Origin of the sequence: Paenibacillus sp. Soil750 (genome assembly GCF_001428045.1) — a bacterium.
GTDB lineage: Bacteria > Bacillota > Bacilli > Paenibacillales > NBRC-103111 > Paenibacillus_E > Paenibacillus_E allorhizoplanae.
In genome coordinates, this window is record NZ_LMSD01000001.1 from 43,609 (window position 1) to 60,466 (window position 16,858).

Here is a 16,858-nt window from a genome sequence, read left to right on the forward strand (position 1 = left end):
CGGAGGGGAAACCTATTCCAAAAGTGCTCTTTCGCACTTTTGACCACAATAGAAAGTATAAGATGACTTGTGGACTTGCGGACGTGGGTCGTCAAAAAATCAGTAGTGCGATGGTGCATTCCACAAACGCATTAGTCTTTATCCGATAATCGTGATGGCCTGGGAACCCATGAACTCCCATGCTTCCTTGAAGGAAGCGAGTGGGTAAGCTTCTTGTTCACCCGTCATCGGATCGTTCATATAAGCATAATCATCATCCCAGCCAGTTAGTAATAAGGCATGCTCGGGCTGATACCACGGGACAAGCTCACCCGTCTCATCCTCCCACTCCAAGTCGAAATAAGGGCTATCCATATGCTCAGTTGCCCAAATCATGGCAGGGTTGCCTTTTGCGATGACGCCAAGCAAATCCTCGAAGGAGGTTCCTGTCAAATCACGAACGTGACCAGGTAACCACTGATTCATAAGCTTAGCTACTGGGGTATGATAAATCCCATAGCCGATATCAAAAGGATCGCCAACGAAAACATCTTTGGGATTTGCACCCACAAAGGCACCGAATTCATTCTCGTAGGGCATATCTCCCGTGGGGAGAGCATGTGCCACTTCTTCTTTCGTTATCGGCAGTCCGGCCCAATTCAGCAGCATGGTCGCAGCGACAGCTTCACAACCATTCGGCAGCTCGGGGAGCTGTGAGAGCGCCGGAATCGCTTGTATTTGAACAAGATGCTTAGCGAGCGCAGGTGCTTCATCAGTGGATGTTTGGTTAGTAGAAGCAGTTTCTGCCAGAGCAACGCCAGATTCAGGGGGTGAAGGGATTGCCGTTGCGGTTTCCCTTGCAAGATGCTGATCTGCAACTTCTCCGTTTGGACTGGCTAGCGTGAGGAGTTGTTTGGCATCGTGAGAATTAGTTTTTACGAGTAGAATAAGTGTAAAACTGGTCAAAGCCAGCAATAGAAGTATAAGCAATTTCAATTTCTTCATGCAGCACGTCCGTTCTTGTCAATGTTCTCATTACATCATGGGTCGCTGGAGAATGCAATATGTGCCATCCAAAATATGCCTTGCGACACATACGCTGCTGGCTTGCTCGCATAGACTAAGTAAACAAGCTTATTCAAACTAGTAATCTCTATATAAGATGAGCCTATCAAGATGAACGTGGAGGCATGGGATGAAACGTTTCTATTTGTGGTGTACAGCTGCTTTTGCCTGTTATGCCGTTATCGTGATTGTATATTTCTTAAAAGGGGATTTATTTCAAATCCCTATGACCTTAGTTGGTTCTGTGGCGGATCCGAATACGTTCATGACCCATGCAGAAATTGCCAAAGCAGAGGCACTTTCAAGGATTCATTCGTTAACGTTCTTTTTAAGCGCTCCCCTGCAAATGGGTGTGACCGTGGCCTTATTCGGCATAGCCGTCAGTTTCCGTCAACTCGCGGAGAAAGTATTCCGAGCTTCTTTCCTGCAAATGTTCCTTTTTGTGGTGCTTTTTACCCTCGTCATGGACGTGCTATTTCTTCCCATTGATGTGTTTCTGTTCAAAATCGACCAAGCCTTCGGCATATCCAATGAGACACCTATCATTTTTCTAAAGGATTATGTAAAAACATTTCTCATAGATATCGTAGGCACGATACTCACGGTTGGGATTTTCAGATGGATCAGTAAGTGGAGCCCTAAACGGTGGTGGGTATGGTTGTGGTTAATTTCCATTCCATTAATCTTATTCGTCACATTTATTCAGCCTGTGGTACTGGACCCGTTGTTCAATCAGTTCCAGCCTCTTCAAAATCAGGAATTGAAAACGCAAATTCTTGATCTTGCTGCCAAATCGCACATCCCAACCGATCAGGTTTACGAGGTCAACATGTCGGAGAGGACGAATGCCATTAACGCTTATGTCAATGGGATCGGCGGGAACGCGCGTATTGTGCTGTGGGATACTATTCTGAATAAATTGCAGCCTGATGAAATCCTGACGGTGATGGCGCACGAGATGGGGCATTACGTAGAGCGGCATATCTATTGGGGAATTGCCTATGGTATTGCACTCAGTTTGGTTGGCTTCTGGTTGGCTTTCCATGCGTACCGGCTAATCTTAAAACGCTGGGGGGCACTTTGGGGCATGCGAGGGGAAAGAGATCTTGCTGCATTACCAATTCTTCTGCTGCTCATCTCGCTGATGAGCTTCCTGTCATCACCAGCTCAAAATGCGTTCTCAAGGGTGATCGAGCACCGAGCAGACGTCTATGCAATGCAGATGACGGGGGATGGGGATGCAGCAATTCGGGCGTTTCAGCATATCGCCAAAGAAAATCTCAGTCCCGTTACTCAGCCAAAACTGGTGCAGTGGTTCCGCGGCTCGCATCCGACGATTGAGGAGAGAATTACGTATTTTGAGCGGTATAAGAAGTAAACTAGTTAGCGTTTAGTAGGCAAAAATCCAAAAAAGCACGAATGCCAATCTTCCATTCGGAAGTAGGCACTCGTGCTTTTATCATTACTCAGCTACTCATTTCTGCGTGTCATTTGCTGCCAGACAGATCCTTCAGCGGCGTGACCGCCTTCGATACGCTCGAGGGCAATCTTGACCTGCATACGCACCTCGAACTCGGGATCGTCTGCCGCTTGCTTCAGGTCAGGAAGCACGGAGTCGTCCCCGACTTCATAAAGGAAGCGCGCCGCGCGCCAACGGACCAGCTTGTTGCGGTCTTTCAGTGCCTTGGCCATCGCTGGCATGGCGGCGGGGTCACCAAGATCGGACAGCGTATCGCCCGCCGTCCGACGCACAGAAGCTGTATCGTCCTCGAGGGCACGATACAGGTAGGGCAGTACCTCGGGTTCCTTGATGTCCCCGAGGTACACCGTGGCCAGTCGCCGAAGCGACGTGTTCTCGTCCTGCAACGCAGTGACGAGAAGGGGCAGCGTCTCTAGCGACGGCTGGATCTTCTGAAGCGCGGCGTAGCGCAGCTTCCAATCGCTGTGTCGCAGCTGCTCCGCTGCTGCGACAAGATCTCCTGTGGCAGCCTCCTCCACAGGGGCATCCGTGGTCTCCTGCATCGCGCGGGAGACCAGTTCCTCGACGCGGGCATCGTCGTAAGAAGCGTCCAGTTCCTGGACGACTTCGCCCGCGATGTCTCCAAGCTCGCCGTAGCGGACGCCGAGCTCCTCGAGCTTCCGCTCTTTGATCAGGTTCGGCGAAGCCGTACCTGCGCGCACCGCGGCTTCTGTGAAGCGCTCCGGCATAGCGACGCGCGCTTCTTCTGAGCCTGCGCGTACCCTCACCTGGAGCGGAATACCGCGAAACATCTGCACGAGCACTTGCGCTTCGCCAAAGGCAGCGTCAGCTGCAGGCTGCTCGGTTGGCAATCCAGTACCAGCAGCAGGCTGCGCTTCGCCATAGATCTCGCGCGCCTGCGCCAGGATGAACTGCCAGTCACCCTTCGAGCTGCGGTCTACCGCGATGAAGTCGGCAGCGTGGAACACACTAATAACACCGGGCACTGCAAGCAGTTTCTGCACTTCCTCGGGGGCGCCAATTAGATTCTTCTTCGTATATGTTTCTCGCACACCGGCAGGTAAGGACTCATCCATATTAAGTTTCATGGAGTTGGGGCTGGGTGTAGGTTCGATGGAAATGATTTTCATATCATTCAACTCCTTAGTGGAATGGACTACTTACGAAGCCGTTCATTCGTTAGATGAAAAGGCCCGGACGGGGGACCGTCCAGGCCTTTATCGGCAGCTAGTGCCCTTCGTTTCTAGTCTAAGTCGACCAGATTACGATTTAAATATAGATCCAATGTTTTGGTAAGATCAAATACCGTATGAGCCAGGTCCACATTTTCAAAAACATGGTCGCATTGATCTCGGTAGGCTAATTCATTTTCATAGTCGGACAAATATTTAGAGGCGATCTCTTCGGAATCTCCGCTTTCTTTCATTCGCTCTTCGAGCGTGTCTCGCTGGGCATAAATGAAGATTTGGACGACACGGTCACCATATAGCTTTTTGAGAGTTTCGGCACCAAAACGATTCAGAATCAAGTAGATGCTGCCACTTTGCTGGAACATTCGTTCAATATCTGAACTTTTGATTCCATATAAATGGTCATTAACGGTACTTACCTCGATGAATTCACCGCCAGCTTGTGCCTGAACAAATTGGGCGGGTGAGATGAAGTGATAATCTTGACCATCTTCCTCTGTTGGTTTTGGAGGTCGTGTGGTGTACGAAATCACTTGTTTCATCCCCAGCGTGGAGCCGGACATTTCCGCAACGGTTTTTCGGCCTGCCCCGTGTGGGCCAGTGAATACAAAAATCATTTCTTTATCCTTTAATGCGTACATGGAACATACCTCCTTCGATTGGATGGGGGGGTAAATCCTACGTGCGAGCACGGGTTGAAACGATTTTTATAAAATTGAATCTGATTAAACCATACTTATAGTTTACATCGTAAGGCTTCATCGGTAAAGACTTGCGTGAAATCGCTTCATCAGCAAGCCTAGCGTTTGCTGCCACCGCCGCGAGTGCCTCTTGGCGCACTTCCACGAGCGCCGCCTTGCCCACCGCGTGGGCCACTTGGTCTGTCACCGCGCGGAGCACCGCCGCGTGAGCCGAAGCTGTCGCCACGAGGTGCTGCGCTGCGCGCACCACGCTCATCACTCCGTCCGCGAGGAGCGCTGCCCGTGCGAGCGCCGAAGCCCTCACTGCGAGGAGCACCGCCCGTGCGAGCGCCGAAGCCCTCGCCGCGAGGAGCACCGCCCGTGCGAGCGCCGAAGCCCTCGCCGCGAGGAGCGCTGCCCGTGCGAGCGCCGAAGCCCTCGCCGCGAGGAGCGCTGCCCGTGCGAGCGCCGAAGCCCTCACTGCGAGGAGCAGCACCGCGTGCAGCTCCATCGCCACGGCCCTTGCCGCCGCGAATGTTGCGAGACGCGCTAGCCGCGTCATCACGACCTGCGCCAGCGTACTTGTTGTATGGCGAGTAAGACTTATCGCCATGTGGAGCAGAACGTTTGCGTTCGGTACCTTCACCGCCGCCATTGTAGGAACCGGTTACGCGTGCTTTGGCTGCGCCAATGTTCGCTCCGCGAGCTGGAGCTGAATTCGTAGTTGGCGATTCGTGAACAACGGTTGCGCGTCCCCATGTATTCGGGCTACGCTCCGAGTTCACTTTAGCCGGTCTTTCGCCTGAACGCCCAGCACCAGCTGAACCTCCGCGTGAGCCGAATTTGTCGCTTTTGGAACCAAAACCTGTTTTGCGCTCGCCACCGTATTGAACGTTAGCGCGCTCGCCACGCAATTCACGTGCTCCAGGTCTTCCAGCACGTCCGCCGCTGCGTTGTTCGGGCGCTCCGCCACGGTCATTACGTCTGCCACCGCGTGAGGAAGCACCAGCTCCGCCTTTACGTGCAGACCCTCTGCCATCTTGCTCTACGTAGTCATCCGTGTTGGAACGAACAACACGTCTTTGCTGTCCATCAGCACCACGCAATGACATTTTGATGCCTTTTTCGATAAGCTCAATCGTTGGCATATCTCTTTGCGTTGCGAAAGTCACAGCAACGCCTGACTCGCCTGCACGGCCCGTTCTACCAATCCGATGAATATAGCTTTCGGCATCTTGAGGTACATCATAGTTGAAGATATGCGTTACGCCTTCCACGTCTAAACCGCGAGCTGCGATATCCGTAGCGACTAAGAGCTCGATGCGTCCTTCTCTGAAACGCTTCATCACTTGTTCACGTTTCGCTTGAGACAAGTCACCATGCAGCTCATCGGACATTAATCCGATTTCTTGCAGTGTTTCATTGAGCGCAATCGCTTTGGCTTTGGTCCGACAGAAAATCATCGCAAGATAGGGCCTATACTGTTTAATTGCTGCAATAAGAGCGTCTTGTTTATCGCGATCAGTCGTAGGGACAAGCACCTGCTGAATTTCAGTCAAAGTGACTTGTTTACTTTGAATTTTAATTTCTTTTGCTTCCTTCATATAAGCCTTAGACAAATTGATGACCTGTTCTGGCATCGTTGCGGAGAAGAGCAGCGTTTGGCGATAAGGTGACGTTTGCGCAATGATATCCTTGACTTCATGCAAGAAGCCCATGTGCAACATTTGATCTGCTTCATCTAATACGAGTATTTTCAATTTATAGAAGTTGATAGAACCGCGACGAAGATGATCAAGCAATCTTCCCGGTGTTCCTACTACTATATGTATGTTGCCTTGTAGCTTTCTAAGCTGTTTTTCTACATCTTGCCCGCCGTAAGCAGCTAGGACCTTCGCACCTGTAATTGGGACAAGGGTTTTCAACTCATTGCTAATTTGAATCGCTAACTCACGAGTAGGGGTAAGAATAAGCGCTTGAACATCCGAGCTTTCTACATCAATTGTTTCTAATATAGGAAGTACAAAGGCAAGGGTTTTACCTGTACCTGTTTGAGCTTGTGCGATAACGTCCGAACCTTTTAACAATACTGGAATCGCTTCTCGTTGAATGGGGGTCGGTTCTACGACACCTTGATTTTGCAAAACTTGAACTAATTGTTCTCTAATACCTAATGAGGCAAATCCATTTGACATGGGTAATTGGCCAGCTCCCTTTTTCCTTCTTAGTAAAGACGATTCCCTCATTGTACAGGAATGAAAGACAAATGAAAACAGGAGCCGACCCACAAGCAGAAATAAACTACTTTATTAATAGAAGATTTACATGCTGGTTGAGCTCCAAAAGGCGTGGCAAGACCTCCTAATAGAAATAAAGCTTCCTTTAGGAGGCTAGCCCTAAATTAACTAGTCATGGGGTAATGATTGCGCTGTTCCAAACACACGTGTCACCGTCTGGTTGAAGTCAGTTAGAAGAGGCATAAGCGAATGACCTTTCCAGCTTTCCTGAGCGAAGCTATTCATTTTATTAAGGAAATCCCGATTTGCCGAAATATAGACATCCATCAGATCTGGTTTAAGGACACGAAGCTTCTCAGCAATGGCCTGTTTAAACTGATGCGAAAGTAAATCATGATGCACAGCTGTTTCATAACTATTGTAACCTTTATTTAGATCATTAGACGGTAATGAGTCATCATAGGGGTTATCATCGTTGTAAAAGCCTTTGTTCGTTCCTTGATTATTCGTCTCTTTGGTCAAACCTTTCGTACCTACCGCGCTGCTATCCATCATTAATGCAACATAAGCATTCTGATTTGTAATCATAACTAAGGCCGTATTAACCCCGTCCATGGTATTAAGCTGGTCTGAGAGATACTGACTGTATTCCAGCTTCGTGTTGTTATGCGTAACAGGGCCGGAGAGTTGTTGTACTTGATAGGCACGGTCCATCGCGTCTCCCTTTTCGACATTAGCGCCAAAATTCGAGCTAGTAGAGTTATCTGGATTGCCTCTGTACTCTTTACCGCTAGAACCACATGCGGATAATGTGAGCAGGAGGAATATGATTCCACAAATCGGAAAACCTAACTTCCTGAACATAATTAACAGACCTCCCAATGCGATTTAATGTCTATAGGATGAGATGTTTCTGTCGAATTATTCGTGTTCACAAATAAAGGCTTTTATGCATAAAGAGGTGGGTGTATGGAAATAACCATGAAGGGAAATATATCGCTACAGACGCTGTTTAAGAACAATTTGTGAACTCTCCTACAGCGATTGACAAAAAGTTTTCACGAATTTATAGTTATTAAAGTGAATTGACATGGGCATGGCCTTCGTGGTAAAAATATTGTTTTAAAAGTGGGGTTGATACAATGAGTCAATTGAAAAAGTTCTGGCGTCTGCTACCCCTTCTAGCGGTGATGACGCTCATGCTAACTGGGTGCGGAGACCCAACCTTATCTGCTTTAGTGCCAAAAGGTCCTGTGGCGACGGAGCAGCTTTATTTAATGAAATTAAGTCTCTTTATCATGATTTTTGTCGTAATTGTCGTATTTGCGATTTATGTGTACGTTTTAGTTCGCTTTCGCAAGCGTAAAGGCGACGAAAGTATTCCGAAACAAGTCGAAGGAAGTCATGTTTTGGAGATTATCTGGACAGTAATCCCAATTCTTTTACTGTTAGTGCTTGCGGTGCCGACAGTATCCTACACGTTCAAACACTCCGAGAATTACAACAAGAACAAAGACGCTATCCATGTGAAAGTCACTGCGCATCAGTTCTGGTGGCAGTTTGAATATCCAGACCTTGGTATCGCAACAGCTCAACAGCTTGTGATTCCTAAGGACAAAATCATTGCCTTTGATGTTGTTTCTGCTGACGTTGCTCATGCTTTCTGGGTACCATCTCTAGGTGGTAAAGTTGATACGAACCCAGGTATCCGTAATACGCTTTACTTGCAAGCAGATGAAATTGCAACGTTCCAAGGTAGATGTACAGAGCTTTGTGGAGCTTCACATGCTTTGATGAACTTTACCGTTGCGGCTAAGTCTGAAGCAGACTTTAATGCTTGGGTTGCGAAAATGAAAGCTCCTTCTACCGTACCAGCATCTGCTCAAAAGGGTGAAGAGCTTTTCAAAGAAAACTGTATGTCTTGTCATGCTGTTAACGCAAGCGGTCCAGGGGTTGCTCCTAACCTTAAAGGCTTCGCAGATCGCGATACACTTGCAGGTATCCTAGAGAAGACGCCTGAGAACTTAGCATCGTGGATACATAATCCGCAAGAACTGAAACCGGGTAACAAAATGCCAGCTTTCGGTAAAGAAGCAAACGGTAAATTAGATGACACTCAAATTAAAGATATTGTTACGTACTTACAAACATTGAAATAAACTCTTGATGTAAAGGAGGTTCATACGTTGGCTCACTCTCATCCAGTAAAAAAACATACCGGGCTTATGGATTGGCTTACTACCGTCGATCATAAGAAAATCGGTATCCTGTATTTACTAGCGGGCGGCTTCTTCTTCCTCGTAGGGGGACTTGAAGCGATCTTGATTCGGATACAACTCGCTTATCCAGATCAACAAATTTTTGTTGGAGATTCATTTAACCAATTAACAACGATGCACGGAACAACGATGATTTTCTTTGCGGCCATGCCGGTTATCTTCGCTTTCATGAATGCCATCGTTCCTCTACAAATTGGTGCAAGGGACGTTGCGTTCCCGTTCGTTAACTCGCTTGGTTTCTGGTTATTCTTCGCCGGCGGCGTGCTAATGAACACTAGTTGGTTCTTAGGTGGAGCTCCAGATGCGGGTTGGACAGGATACGCACCTTTATCCTCGATCACTGATTCAAACTGGGGGGCAACTCTTGAAGGCAACTTGCAAGGAACGGACTTCTACGTTCTTGGTTTGCAAATTGCAGGTATCGGTACGCTAATCGGGGGGATTAACTTCCTCGTAACGATTATCAACATGCGTGCTCCTGGGCTTACATACATGCGTTTACCAATGTTTACTTGGTCTGCTTTTGTAACTTCAGGTCTAATTGTTCTTGCTTTCCCTGCAATCACGGTTGCATTGGTTGAGCTAATGTTTGACCGCGTCTTCGGTGGTGCATTCTTCGATGCAGCCAGAGGCGGTAACAATGTGCTTTGGGAACACTTGTTCTGGATTTTCGGGCATCCCGAAGTTTACATTTTGATTCTTCCAGCTTTCGGTATTATTTCTGAGATTGTTTCTACTTTTTCGAAAAAACGTCTGTTCGGATACAGCTCCATGGTATTTGCAACAGTGCTAATTGGTTTCTTAGGCTTCATGGTTTGGGTTCACCATATGTTTACAGCAGGTCTAGGCCCAGTAGCGAACTCGATCTTCGCGATTGCTACGATGGCGATTGCTGTTCCAACGGGTGTGAAAATCTTCAACTGGTTGTTCACACTTTGGGGTGGTCAAATCCGCTTCACAACTGCGAATATCTTCGCAACAGCGTTTATTCCAACATTCGTTATGGGTGGAACTACAGGGGTTATGCTTGCGATTCCAGCGGCTGACTTCCAGTACCACGATACGTACTTCGTAGTAGCGCATTTCCATTATGTTATCGTTGGTGGTCTAGTACTTGGTTTGTTCGCAGGTCTTTACTACTGGTGGCCGAAAATGTTCGGTCGTATGCTAAGTGAAGGCTTAGGTAAATTGCATTTCTGGTTGTTCTTCATCGGTTTCCATTTGACATTCTTCCCGCAACATTTCTTGGGACTAATGGGGATGCCGCGACGCGTCTTTACGTATCAGCCAGGATACCAACTTGAAGTCGGTAACTTAGTTTCAACAGTTGGTGCATTCTTAATGGGTATTGGTACGTTGGTGTTCCTCATCAACATTATCACTACAGCAAGAAAACCTATGACAGCTCCTGCAGATCCGTGGGATGGACGCTCCTTGGAGTGGACAATTCCATCACCTGCACCTGAGTACAACTTCAAACAAACTCCGCTTGTTCGCGGTTTAGATGCTTTCTGGAAAGAAAAAATGGCTGGTAACAAGCAAATGACACCAGCTGAACCAATTGGTTCGATCCACATGCCTTCGGCATCGATCTTGCCGCTTGTGATGTCTGTTGGTTTGTTCATCGCTGGTTTTGGTTTTATGTACAAAAACTACTATGTAGCTGCTGCAGGTATCGTAGTTACTTTCATTGCCATGTTCTTGCGTTCCGTATATGACGACCACGGTTGGCATATTGAACCAGAAGAACTTGAAGACGATCATAAGGGGGTAAAGGCATGAGTAGTCATCACACGGGCGCACTGCCTGCTAATCCGGAAACGGCTACCCTCGAAGGGAAAAATAAAGTTCTTGGCTTCTGGCTTTTCCTTGGTGCAGAGGTTGTATTGTTCGGTTGCTTATTCGCAACTTACATTGCCCTTCGGAACTCAGTTCCGGATGGCCCAACAGCTGAAGAGCTTTTCAAGCTCAAAACAGTTGGTTGGTCAACGTTTATTCTCTTAACGAGCAGTTTGACGAGTGTATTCGCAATTATTGCGATGCACCGTCAAAAAGTAGGTCAATTGCTAGCTTGGTTGGCAGTAACTGTTTTGTTCGGTCTTTCGTTCTTAGGAATGGAGATCTACGAGTTTTACGAGTATGTGCATGAAGGACACAAGTTTACAACAAGTGCTTTCTCCACCTCGTTCTATACGTTGGTTGGTTTCCACGGTGCTCACGTAGCATTCGGTGTTTGCTGGATTACACTGTTGATTTTCCAAGGACTTAAGAAAGGTCTTACAGTCGTTACGGCTCCTAAGTTTTATGTCGCATCCCTGTACTGGCACTTTATCGACTTAGTCTGGGTATTTATCTTCACAGTTGTTTATCTGATGGGGAAGGTGGGTCACTAAATGAGCAGCAATTCTCATGATACACACGCACCTAGCAAGCGGGTTAAGCACGATTCACCCGTAAATCACTATTTGACTTACATTATCTCGATTCTACTCACGATGTTGGCATTCGCTGTCGTACTCTACGGAGATTTGGATCGTTCGTTTATCTTGATTTTCATCGTATCCCTCGGGATCGTGCAGGCACTCGTTCAGTTACTTTTCTGGATGCATGCCAAAGAGAGAGGACATTTGTTCCCTCTAATCTTTATCTTTGCAGGAGCGTTCGTTGCTCTTACTGGCGTAATCATGGCCGTATATTGGGTTTGGTGGTAAAAAAGGAAGAAGAGGCAACTTTGTCTAGACAAAGTGCCTCCTCTTTTTTTAAGTAGAGTTATTCGGAAGTAGTCAGCTTGAAAGGAGATAGATGCAGGTATGAGTCAGATTGGTGGTTTTTTTGATTTGTGGAATCCTGTTTTATTGTTGATCGTCATCGTAATCGGATATAGTTATGGTCGCTTTGTCGTGAAAGGGAATGGGAGCGCTGCGAAATCAGAGCCAATTTCGATCTCACAGCAGCTTCTCTTCTATGCGGGGCTAATCTTATTCTATATTGGGCAAGGAAGTCCAATTAACTACATAGGGCATCACTACTTGTTCAGTATGCACATGCTGCAACAAACGATTCTTTACTTGATTGTACCGATCTTCATTTGGCTAGGAACACCGGCTTGGTTGGTTCGTGCTTGCATGAAAAATATCGTGTTTCGCAGTCTATTTTCCTTCTTCACTCGGCCTCTGATCGCATTGTTCATGTTCAATATGCTATTCTCCATCTACCATATGCCGTTTATTATGGATTATCTGATGAAGAATGATGTACCGCTTCTTGCTTATCATACGTTGCTCTTAGTGACAGCCTTTATTATGTGGTTTCCGGTATTCTGTCCGCTTCCTGAGCTGAATCGCTTGAACGATTTGAAGAAGATGGCGTATATTTTCGGAAATGGTGTGTTGTTGACACCCGCATGTGCGCTTATCATTTTTGCGGATTCAATTATCTACGATATGTATGACAACGTCACTGTTCCGTTTGCTCATTTGTCACCGCTCGATGATCAACAGCTCGGTGGTGTAATCATGAAGATATTGCAAGAAATTATCTATGGAGCTACTTTAGCTTATATTTTCTTCCGCTGGTATCGCCGAGAGCGCAAGGATGAGGATGAATTGGATCCTATTCCATCACAAGATAGCTTGAATAATCAAGGCGGGAACTGGAATCGCGCTTAGAGAGAGGATTAGAAAGATGCACATATTACCTACGATTTCTACGATGTTTATTGTGATTAGTGCCATTTTTGTTGGATTCGGATGGTATCATATCGTCAAAGGTAACCGGGATACGCATGAAAAGCTGATGGTTCTAGGCGCTATTTTCGCTTTAGCCTTTTTCATCATCTACATGTCCCGAACCTTATTTGAAGGAAATACGGCATTTGGTGGGCCGGAGAGCTTAAAATTGCCTTATCATTTGTTCTTGTTCTTCCATATTACCTTGGCTACAATAGGCGGCATTCTTGGCCTCGTCACGCTATGGTTCGCTTACAAAAAGAAATTCCTAAAACATAAGAAAATCGGTAAAGTTGCAGCGATTGTATGGCTGCTAACAGCGCCAACAGGCGTAATGGTTTATGTATTGTTGTATGTCTTGTATCCCGGCGGAACAACAAAGCCAGTCATTGATGCCATTTTCGGTTTGTAAAAGGTAACAAATAGCACGGAATGATGTGAAAGATCATCATTCCGTGCTATTTTTTTGTCTAAATTGGGGCTGATTTTGTGATTTCGCCTATTGGATTGCAGAAATCAACAATTTGACATGACGAAAAGACCATGCCATTCTTCATATTGCTCATAGGTTAATCCGATGGATTCCACTACGCTTAAGGAAGAGATGCATCTCACCATAACATGTAGTGGAGGGTCAACGAATGAAGAAAATTTTAGCTTCAACCATGATTGTCATGATGATGGGTACAGCCATTGCCTGTTCCTCGAAGACGGAAACAACGACAACAACGAGTGAGTCACAATCACCAGCTACAACTACCGCGACGACATATCCGATGACTACGGATAAAACACTGACCTATTGGGGTGAGTTGAACGGGAATTTAACAGGTGTGAAAACGACACATGCCGATGTGCCCTTTTTCCAAGAATGGCAGAAGAAAACCGGAGTTCCGCTGAAATTCTTAGCGCCTCCGACAGGACAAGCCAAAGAAGCGCTAAACGTGATGCTCGCGTCCGGCGATTTGCCAGATATGATCGAATACAACTTTCTGAGTGATTTCCCAGGTGGACCTGAGAAAGCCATTAAAGATGGTTACATTTTGAAATTGAATGATCTGATTGATAAATACGCGCCTAACCTGAAGAAATACCTCAAAGAGCATCCAGATGTCGACAAAATGGTGAAAACGGATAACGGAAGTTACTATGCCTTCCCTTTCATTCGTGGAGATGAATACTTGCAGGTTTTCCAAGGCCCGATGATTCGTAAAGACTGGTTAGATGAGTTAGGACTTCCTGTACCTGAAACGATTGATGACTGGACAACGACATTGAAGGCGTTTAAAGAGAAGAAAGGTGCAGCCGCGCCATTATCCTTTATCAGCAAACCAAGATTTTTCAATGAATCGTACAACGGTGCATTCTTAGGCGCATTTGGCGTGAACCGTGGATTCTATTTGGATAATGGGAAAATCAAATTCGGACCGTCGGAAAGCGGCTTCAAAGAGTACTTGAAGACGTTCCACCAATGGTTTCAAGATGGCTTGCTAGACAAGAACATTGCTACAGTGGATACGAAAGCCTTGGATGGCAGCTTCGCAACGGGAGCGACAGGGGCAAGTATTGGTAACGCAGGCGGTGGAATAGGCAAATGGCAGCCACTGATCCAGGCTAAAGATCCTAAAGCACAGCTGGTAGCAGCGCCATATCCGGTACTCAAGAAAGGCGATACGCCGAAATTTGGTCAAAAGGATAACCCGTATTCCTCTGGAGGGATTGTTGCGGTAACGGCGAAGTCCAAGAATCCAGAATTAGCTGTGAAGATGCTGGATTATGGGTACAGTGAAGCTGGTCACATGTTCTTCAACTTCGGAACAGAAGGTGTTAGCTACTCGATGGTGGATGGCTATCCGAAATATACGGATTTGCTGATGAAAAATCCAGATAAGTTAGCACCTGCACAAGCGATGTCCATGTATATTCGCGGCAGCTACAACGGTCCATTTATCCAAGACAAGCGTTATGCGGAGCAATTCTTTGTACTGCCAACCCAACGCGATGCCATCAATGTGTGGAAGAAAACCGATACCGCCAAATACAGCTTGCCACCATTAACACCAACGCCAGAGGAAAGCTCTGAATATGCGAAAATCATGGGCGATATGAACACGTTGGTGGATGAAATGACGCTGAAAATCATTTTGGGCAACGAGCCTGTAGATGGCTTTGAGAAGTATGTGGATAAAATGAAGTCCCTAAATTTAAGCCGCGCTATCGAGATTCAGCAAGCAGCACTTGATCGCTATAACAAGCGATAAGTTTCATTAAGCAGGAAGAGGCGGGGGATCTAAGATCTCCCTTCTCTATAAGTAAACTGGTGAGAGGGTGAGGATGGAGATGGCGAATACACAGCCACTGGAAAGTGTAACGCTTACGAAGCAACGAACGGGGACAAATAGATATATCCGTGATTTTATGGCCAACAAGTACTTGTACCTCATGATGGTACCCGTGCTCGCTTATTACTTGATTTTCCATTATGCACCGATGTATGGAGCCTTAATTGCCTTTAAAGAGTATTCACCTATGAAGGGAATTCTTGGCAGTGATTGGGTAGGTTTTAAGCATTTTCATGACTTTTTCAGCTCTTTTTATTTTTGGCGCATATTGAAAAATACGCTGGTCATCAGCTTGTACTCATTGATATTTGAGTTTCCTGCTCCGATTATTTTGGCCCTCTTGATTAATGAGGTACGAAGTAAGACTTTCAAGCGAGTTGCACAAACGATTACGTATATGCCGTATTTTATATCGCTTGTCGTCATTTGCGGGATTATTACGGACTTTACGAATGCAGATGGTGTCATTAACAATATCGCGATGTCTTTCGGATATGATGGGCAAGCGATGCTGCAGAAAGCAGAGTTGTTCCGACCGATCTACATTTTATCCGAGATTTGGCAACGAATTGGATGGGAATCTATTATTTATATTGCAGCGTTAATGAGCATTGATACGGAACAGTATGAAGCTGCACGTATGGATGGCGCAAGTCGCTGGAAACAAATGATGTATATCACATTGCCAGGTATCATGCCGACGATTGCGATTATGTTTATTTTGCGTATGGGTAATCTGCTGAACGTAGGCTTTGAGAAAATCATTCTGCTCTATAATCCTGTCAGTTATGAAACGGCTGACGTGATTTCCTCTTTCGTCTACCGTAAAGGGTTGCTGGAGTTTGGGTGGAGCTACAGCTCAGCGGTTGGCTTATTTAATTCCGTTATCAATCTAATCCTACTCATTACAGCGAATTACATTAGTCGTAAAGTAAATGAAAGCAGCTTATGGTGAGGTGATGTTGATGAGAAAAGGACCTAGTTTCGTAGAAAGACTATTCGATGTTGCTATTCATTTGATTTTGACCCTACTTGTTGTGGTTACGTTGTACCCTTTACTTTACGTTCTATTTGCTTCGTTCAGTAATGCGAGTGAATTAGTTGCGCACAAAGGGATATTATATAAATCACTTGGCTTTAGTTGGGAAGCCTATAAAGGGGTTATGAAGAACCCCGGAATTCTCATCGGCTACCGAAACACCATGTTTATCGTGGTCGCTGGTGTTATTGTCAACCTCTTGATGACAGCGTTAGGCGCATACGTGCTCTCTCGTAAAAATGTGATCTGGAATAAGGCATTCATGATCATTATCGTGATCACGATGTTCTTCCACGGGGGCTTAATTCCGCTCTATTTGATCGTCAAAAATGTAGGCTTGCTCGACACCCTATGGGCGACGATTATTCCATTCTCGATCTCCACATTTAATTTGATTATTATGCGAACAGCATTTATGGCGATACCGGACAGCTTAGAGGAGTCGGCCAAAATCGATGGGGCCAATCACTTTACGATTTTGTTCCGAATCATCATCCCGCTGTCCATGCCCGTCATTGCCGTCATGATTCTGTACTATGCGGTAGATAAATGGAATGGTTGGTTCTATGCATCGATCTTTATTAAAAACCGAGACCTCTTCCCTCTACAGCTGGTTCTCAGGGAAATTTTAATATCCAACTCAACAGATGGCATGTCCGTGGGAGCTGATGCGGGTGATCGTTTCCAGATCGGAGAAACCATCAAATATGCGACGATCGTCGTGGCGACATTGCCAATTCTATGTGTCTATCCATTTGTACAACGTTTCTTTGTCAAAGGGGTTATGGTAGGTTCCCTGAAGGGATAGACCATGGAAATAGGGACCTAGTAGCGCTTTT

15 protein-coding genes are annotated in these 16,858 nt (G+C 46.3%); 10 read left to right on the forward strand and 5 right to left on the reverse strand.

What is annotated here, in order from left to right; all coding sequences use genetic code 11:
* Positions 1 to 138 precede the first annotated feature (138 nt).
* Entirely contained in the window at positions 139 to 984 is an 846-nt protein-coding gene (locus ASL11_RS00240) for a C39 family peptidase (protein WP_056608257.1), read from the reverse strand.
* A gap of 190 nt (positions 985 to 1,174) precedes the next feature.
* Here ASL11_RS00240 and ASL11_RS00245 point away from each other — a divergent pair, with 190 nt between their 5' ends.
* Complete coding sequence (locus ASL11_RS00245; RefSeq protein ID WP_056608259.1) at positions 1,175 to 2,422, forward strand: M48 family metallopeptidase; 1,248 nt, start codon at positions 1,175 to 1,177, stop codon at positions 2,420 to 2,422.
* A gap of 92 nt (positions 2,423 to 2,514) precedes the next feature.
* Here the strand turns inward: ASL11_RS00245 and ASL11_RS00250 are convergent, their stop codons facing one another.
* From ASL11_RS00250 to ASL11_RS00265, 4 genes are all read right to left on the reverse strand, one after another.
* A complete protein-coding gene (locus ASL11_RS00250) occupies positions 2,515 to 3,654 on the reverse strand; it encodes a conserved virulence factor C family protein (RefSeq protein WP_056608261.1) in 1,140 nt (379 codons plus the stop codon).
* 113 nt (positions 3,655 to 3,767) lie between these two features.
* A complete protein-coding gene (locus tag ASL11_RS00255; RefSeq protein ID WP_056608264.1) occupies positions 3,768 to 4,355 on the reverse strand; it encodes a guanylate kinase in 588 nt (195 codons plus the stop codon).
* 158 nt (positions 4,356 to 4,513) lie between these two features.
* Positions 4,514 to 6,589 carry a DEAD/DEAH box helicase gene (locus ASL11_RS35335; protein WP_063795433.1) on the reverse strand — a complete coding sequence of 692 codons (2,076 nt, stop codon included), beginning with the start codon at positions 6,587 to 6,589 and terminating at the stop codon, positions 4,514 to 4,516.
* A gap of 210 nt (positions 6,590 to 6,799) precedes the next feature.
* Positions 6,800 to 7,495: a hypothetical protein gene (locus ASL11_RS00265; protein ID WP_056608267.1), complete on the reverse strand. Its 696-nt coding sequence runs from the start codon at positions 7,493 to 7,495 to the stop codon at positions 6,800 to 6,802.
* A 278-nt stretch (positions 7,496 to 7,773) separates the two neighbouring features.
* On the opposite strand from ASL11_RS00265, the gene coxB reads away from it, so the two are divergent.
* The 9 genes from coxB (at position 7,774) to ASL11_RS00310 (ending at position 16,827) form a co-directional block, all read left to right on the forward strand.
* The gene (gene coxB, locus ASL11_RS00270) at positions 7,774 to 8,790 is read left to right on the forward strand and encodes a cytochrome c oxidase subunit II (protein WP_056608270.1); all 1,017 of its coding nucleotides are present in this window, start codon (positions 7,774 to 7,776) and stop codon (positions 8,788 to 8,790) included.
* A 66-nt stretch (positions 8,791 to 8,856) separates the two neighbouring features.
* On the forward strand, positions 8,857 to 10,692 hold the full coding sequence (gene ctaD, locus ASL11_RS00275; protein WP_200962400.1) for a cytochrome c oxidase subunit I: 1,836 nt from the start codon (positions 8,857 to 8,859) through the stop codon (positions 10,690 to 10,692).
* Entirely contained in the window at positions 10,689 to 11,303 is a 615-nt protein-coding gene (locus ASL11_RS00280) for a cytochrome (ubi)quinol oxidase subunit III (protein ID WP_056608276.1), read from the forward strand. Before ctaD ends, ASL11_RS00280 begins: the two co-directional genes overlap by 4 nt.
* Positions 11,304 to 11,621: a cytochrome C oxidase subunit IV family protein gene (locus tag ASL11_RS00285; RefSeq protein WP_056608279.1), complete on the forward strand. Its 318-nt coding sequence runs from the start codon at positions 11,304 to 11,306 to the stop codon at positions 11,619 to 11,621. It begins immediately after the preceding gene.
* A 99-nt stretch (positions 11,622 to 11,720) separates the two neighbouring features.
* A complete protein-coding gene (locus ASL11_RS00290) occupies positions 11,721 to 12,578 on the forward strand; it encodes a cytochrome c oxidase assembly protein (RefSeq protein WP_056608282.1) in 858 nt (285 codons plus the stop codon).
* Positions 12,579 to 12,594: 16 nt separating this feature from the next.
* Positions 12,595 to 13,050, forward strand: a complete 456-nt coding sequence (locus tag ASL11_RS00295; RefSeq protein ID WP_056608285.1) for a DUF420 domain-containing protein — start codon at positions 12,595 to 12,597, stop codon at positions 13,048 to 13,050.
* Between the two features lie 229 nt (positions 13,051 to 13,279).
* Positions 13,280 to 14,899: an extracellular solute-binding protein gene (locus tag ASL11_RS00300; protein ID WP_056608289.1), complete on the forward strand. Its 1,620-nt coding sequence runs from the start codon at positions 13,280 to 13,282 to the stop codon at positions 14,897 to 14,899.
* 79 nt (positions 14,900 to 14,978) lie between these two features.
* A complete protein-coding gene (locus ASL11_RS00305) occupies positions 14,979 to 15,935 on the forward strand; it encodes an ABC transporter permease (RefSeq protein WP_056609558.1) in 957 nt (318 codons plus the stop codon).
* Between the two features lie 10 nt (positions 15,936 to 15,945).
* Positions 15,946 to 16,827 carry a carbohydrate ABC transporter permease gene (locus tag ASL11_RS00310; RefSeq protein ID WP_056608292.1) on the forward strand — a complete coding sequence of 294 codons (882 nt, stop codon included), beginning with the start codon at positions 15,946 to 15,948 and terminating at the stop codon, positions 16,825 to 16,827.
* The last annotated feature ends 31 nt before the right edge of the window (positions 16,828 to 16,858 follow it).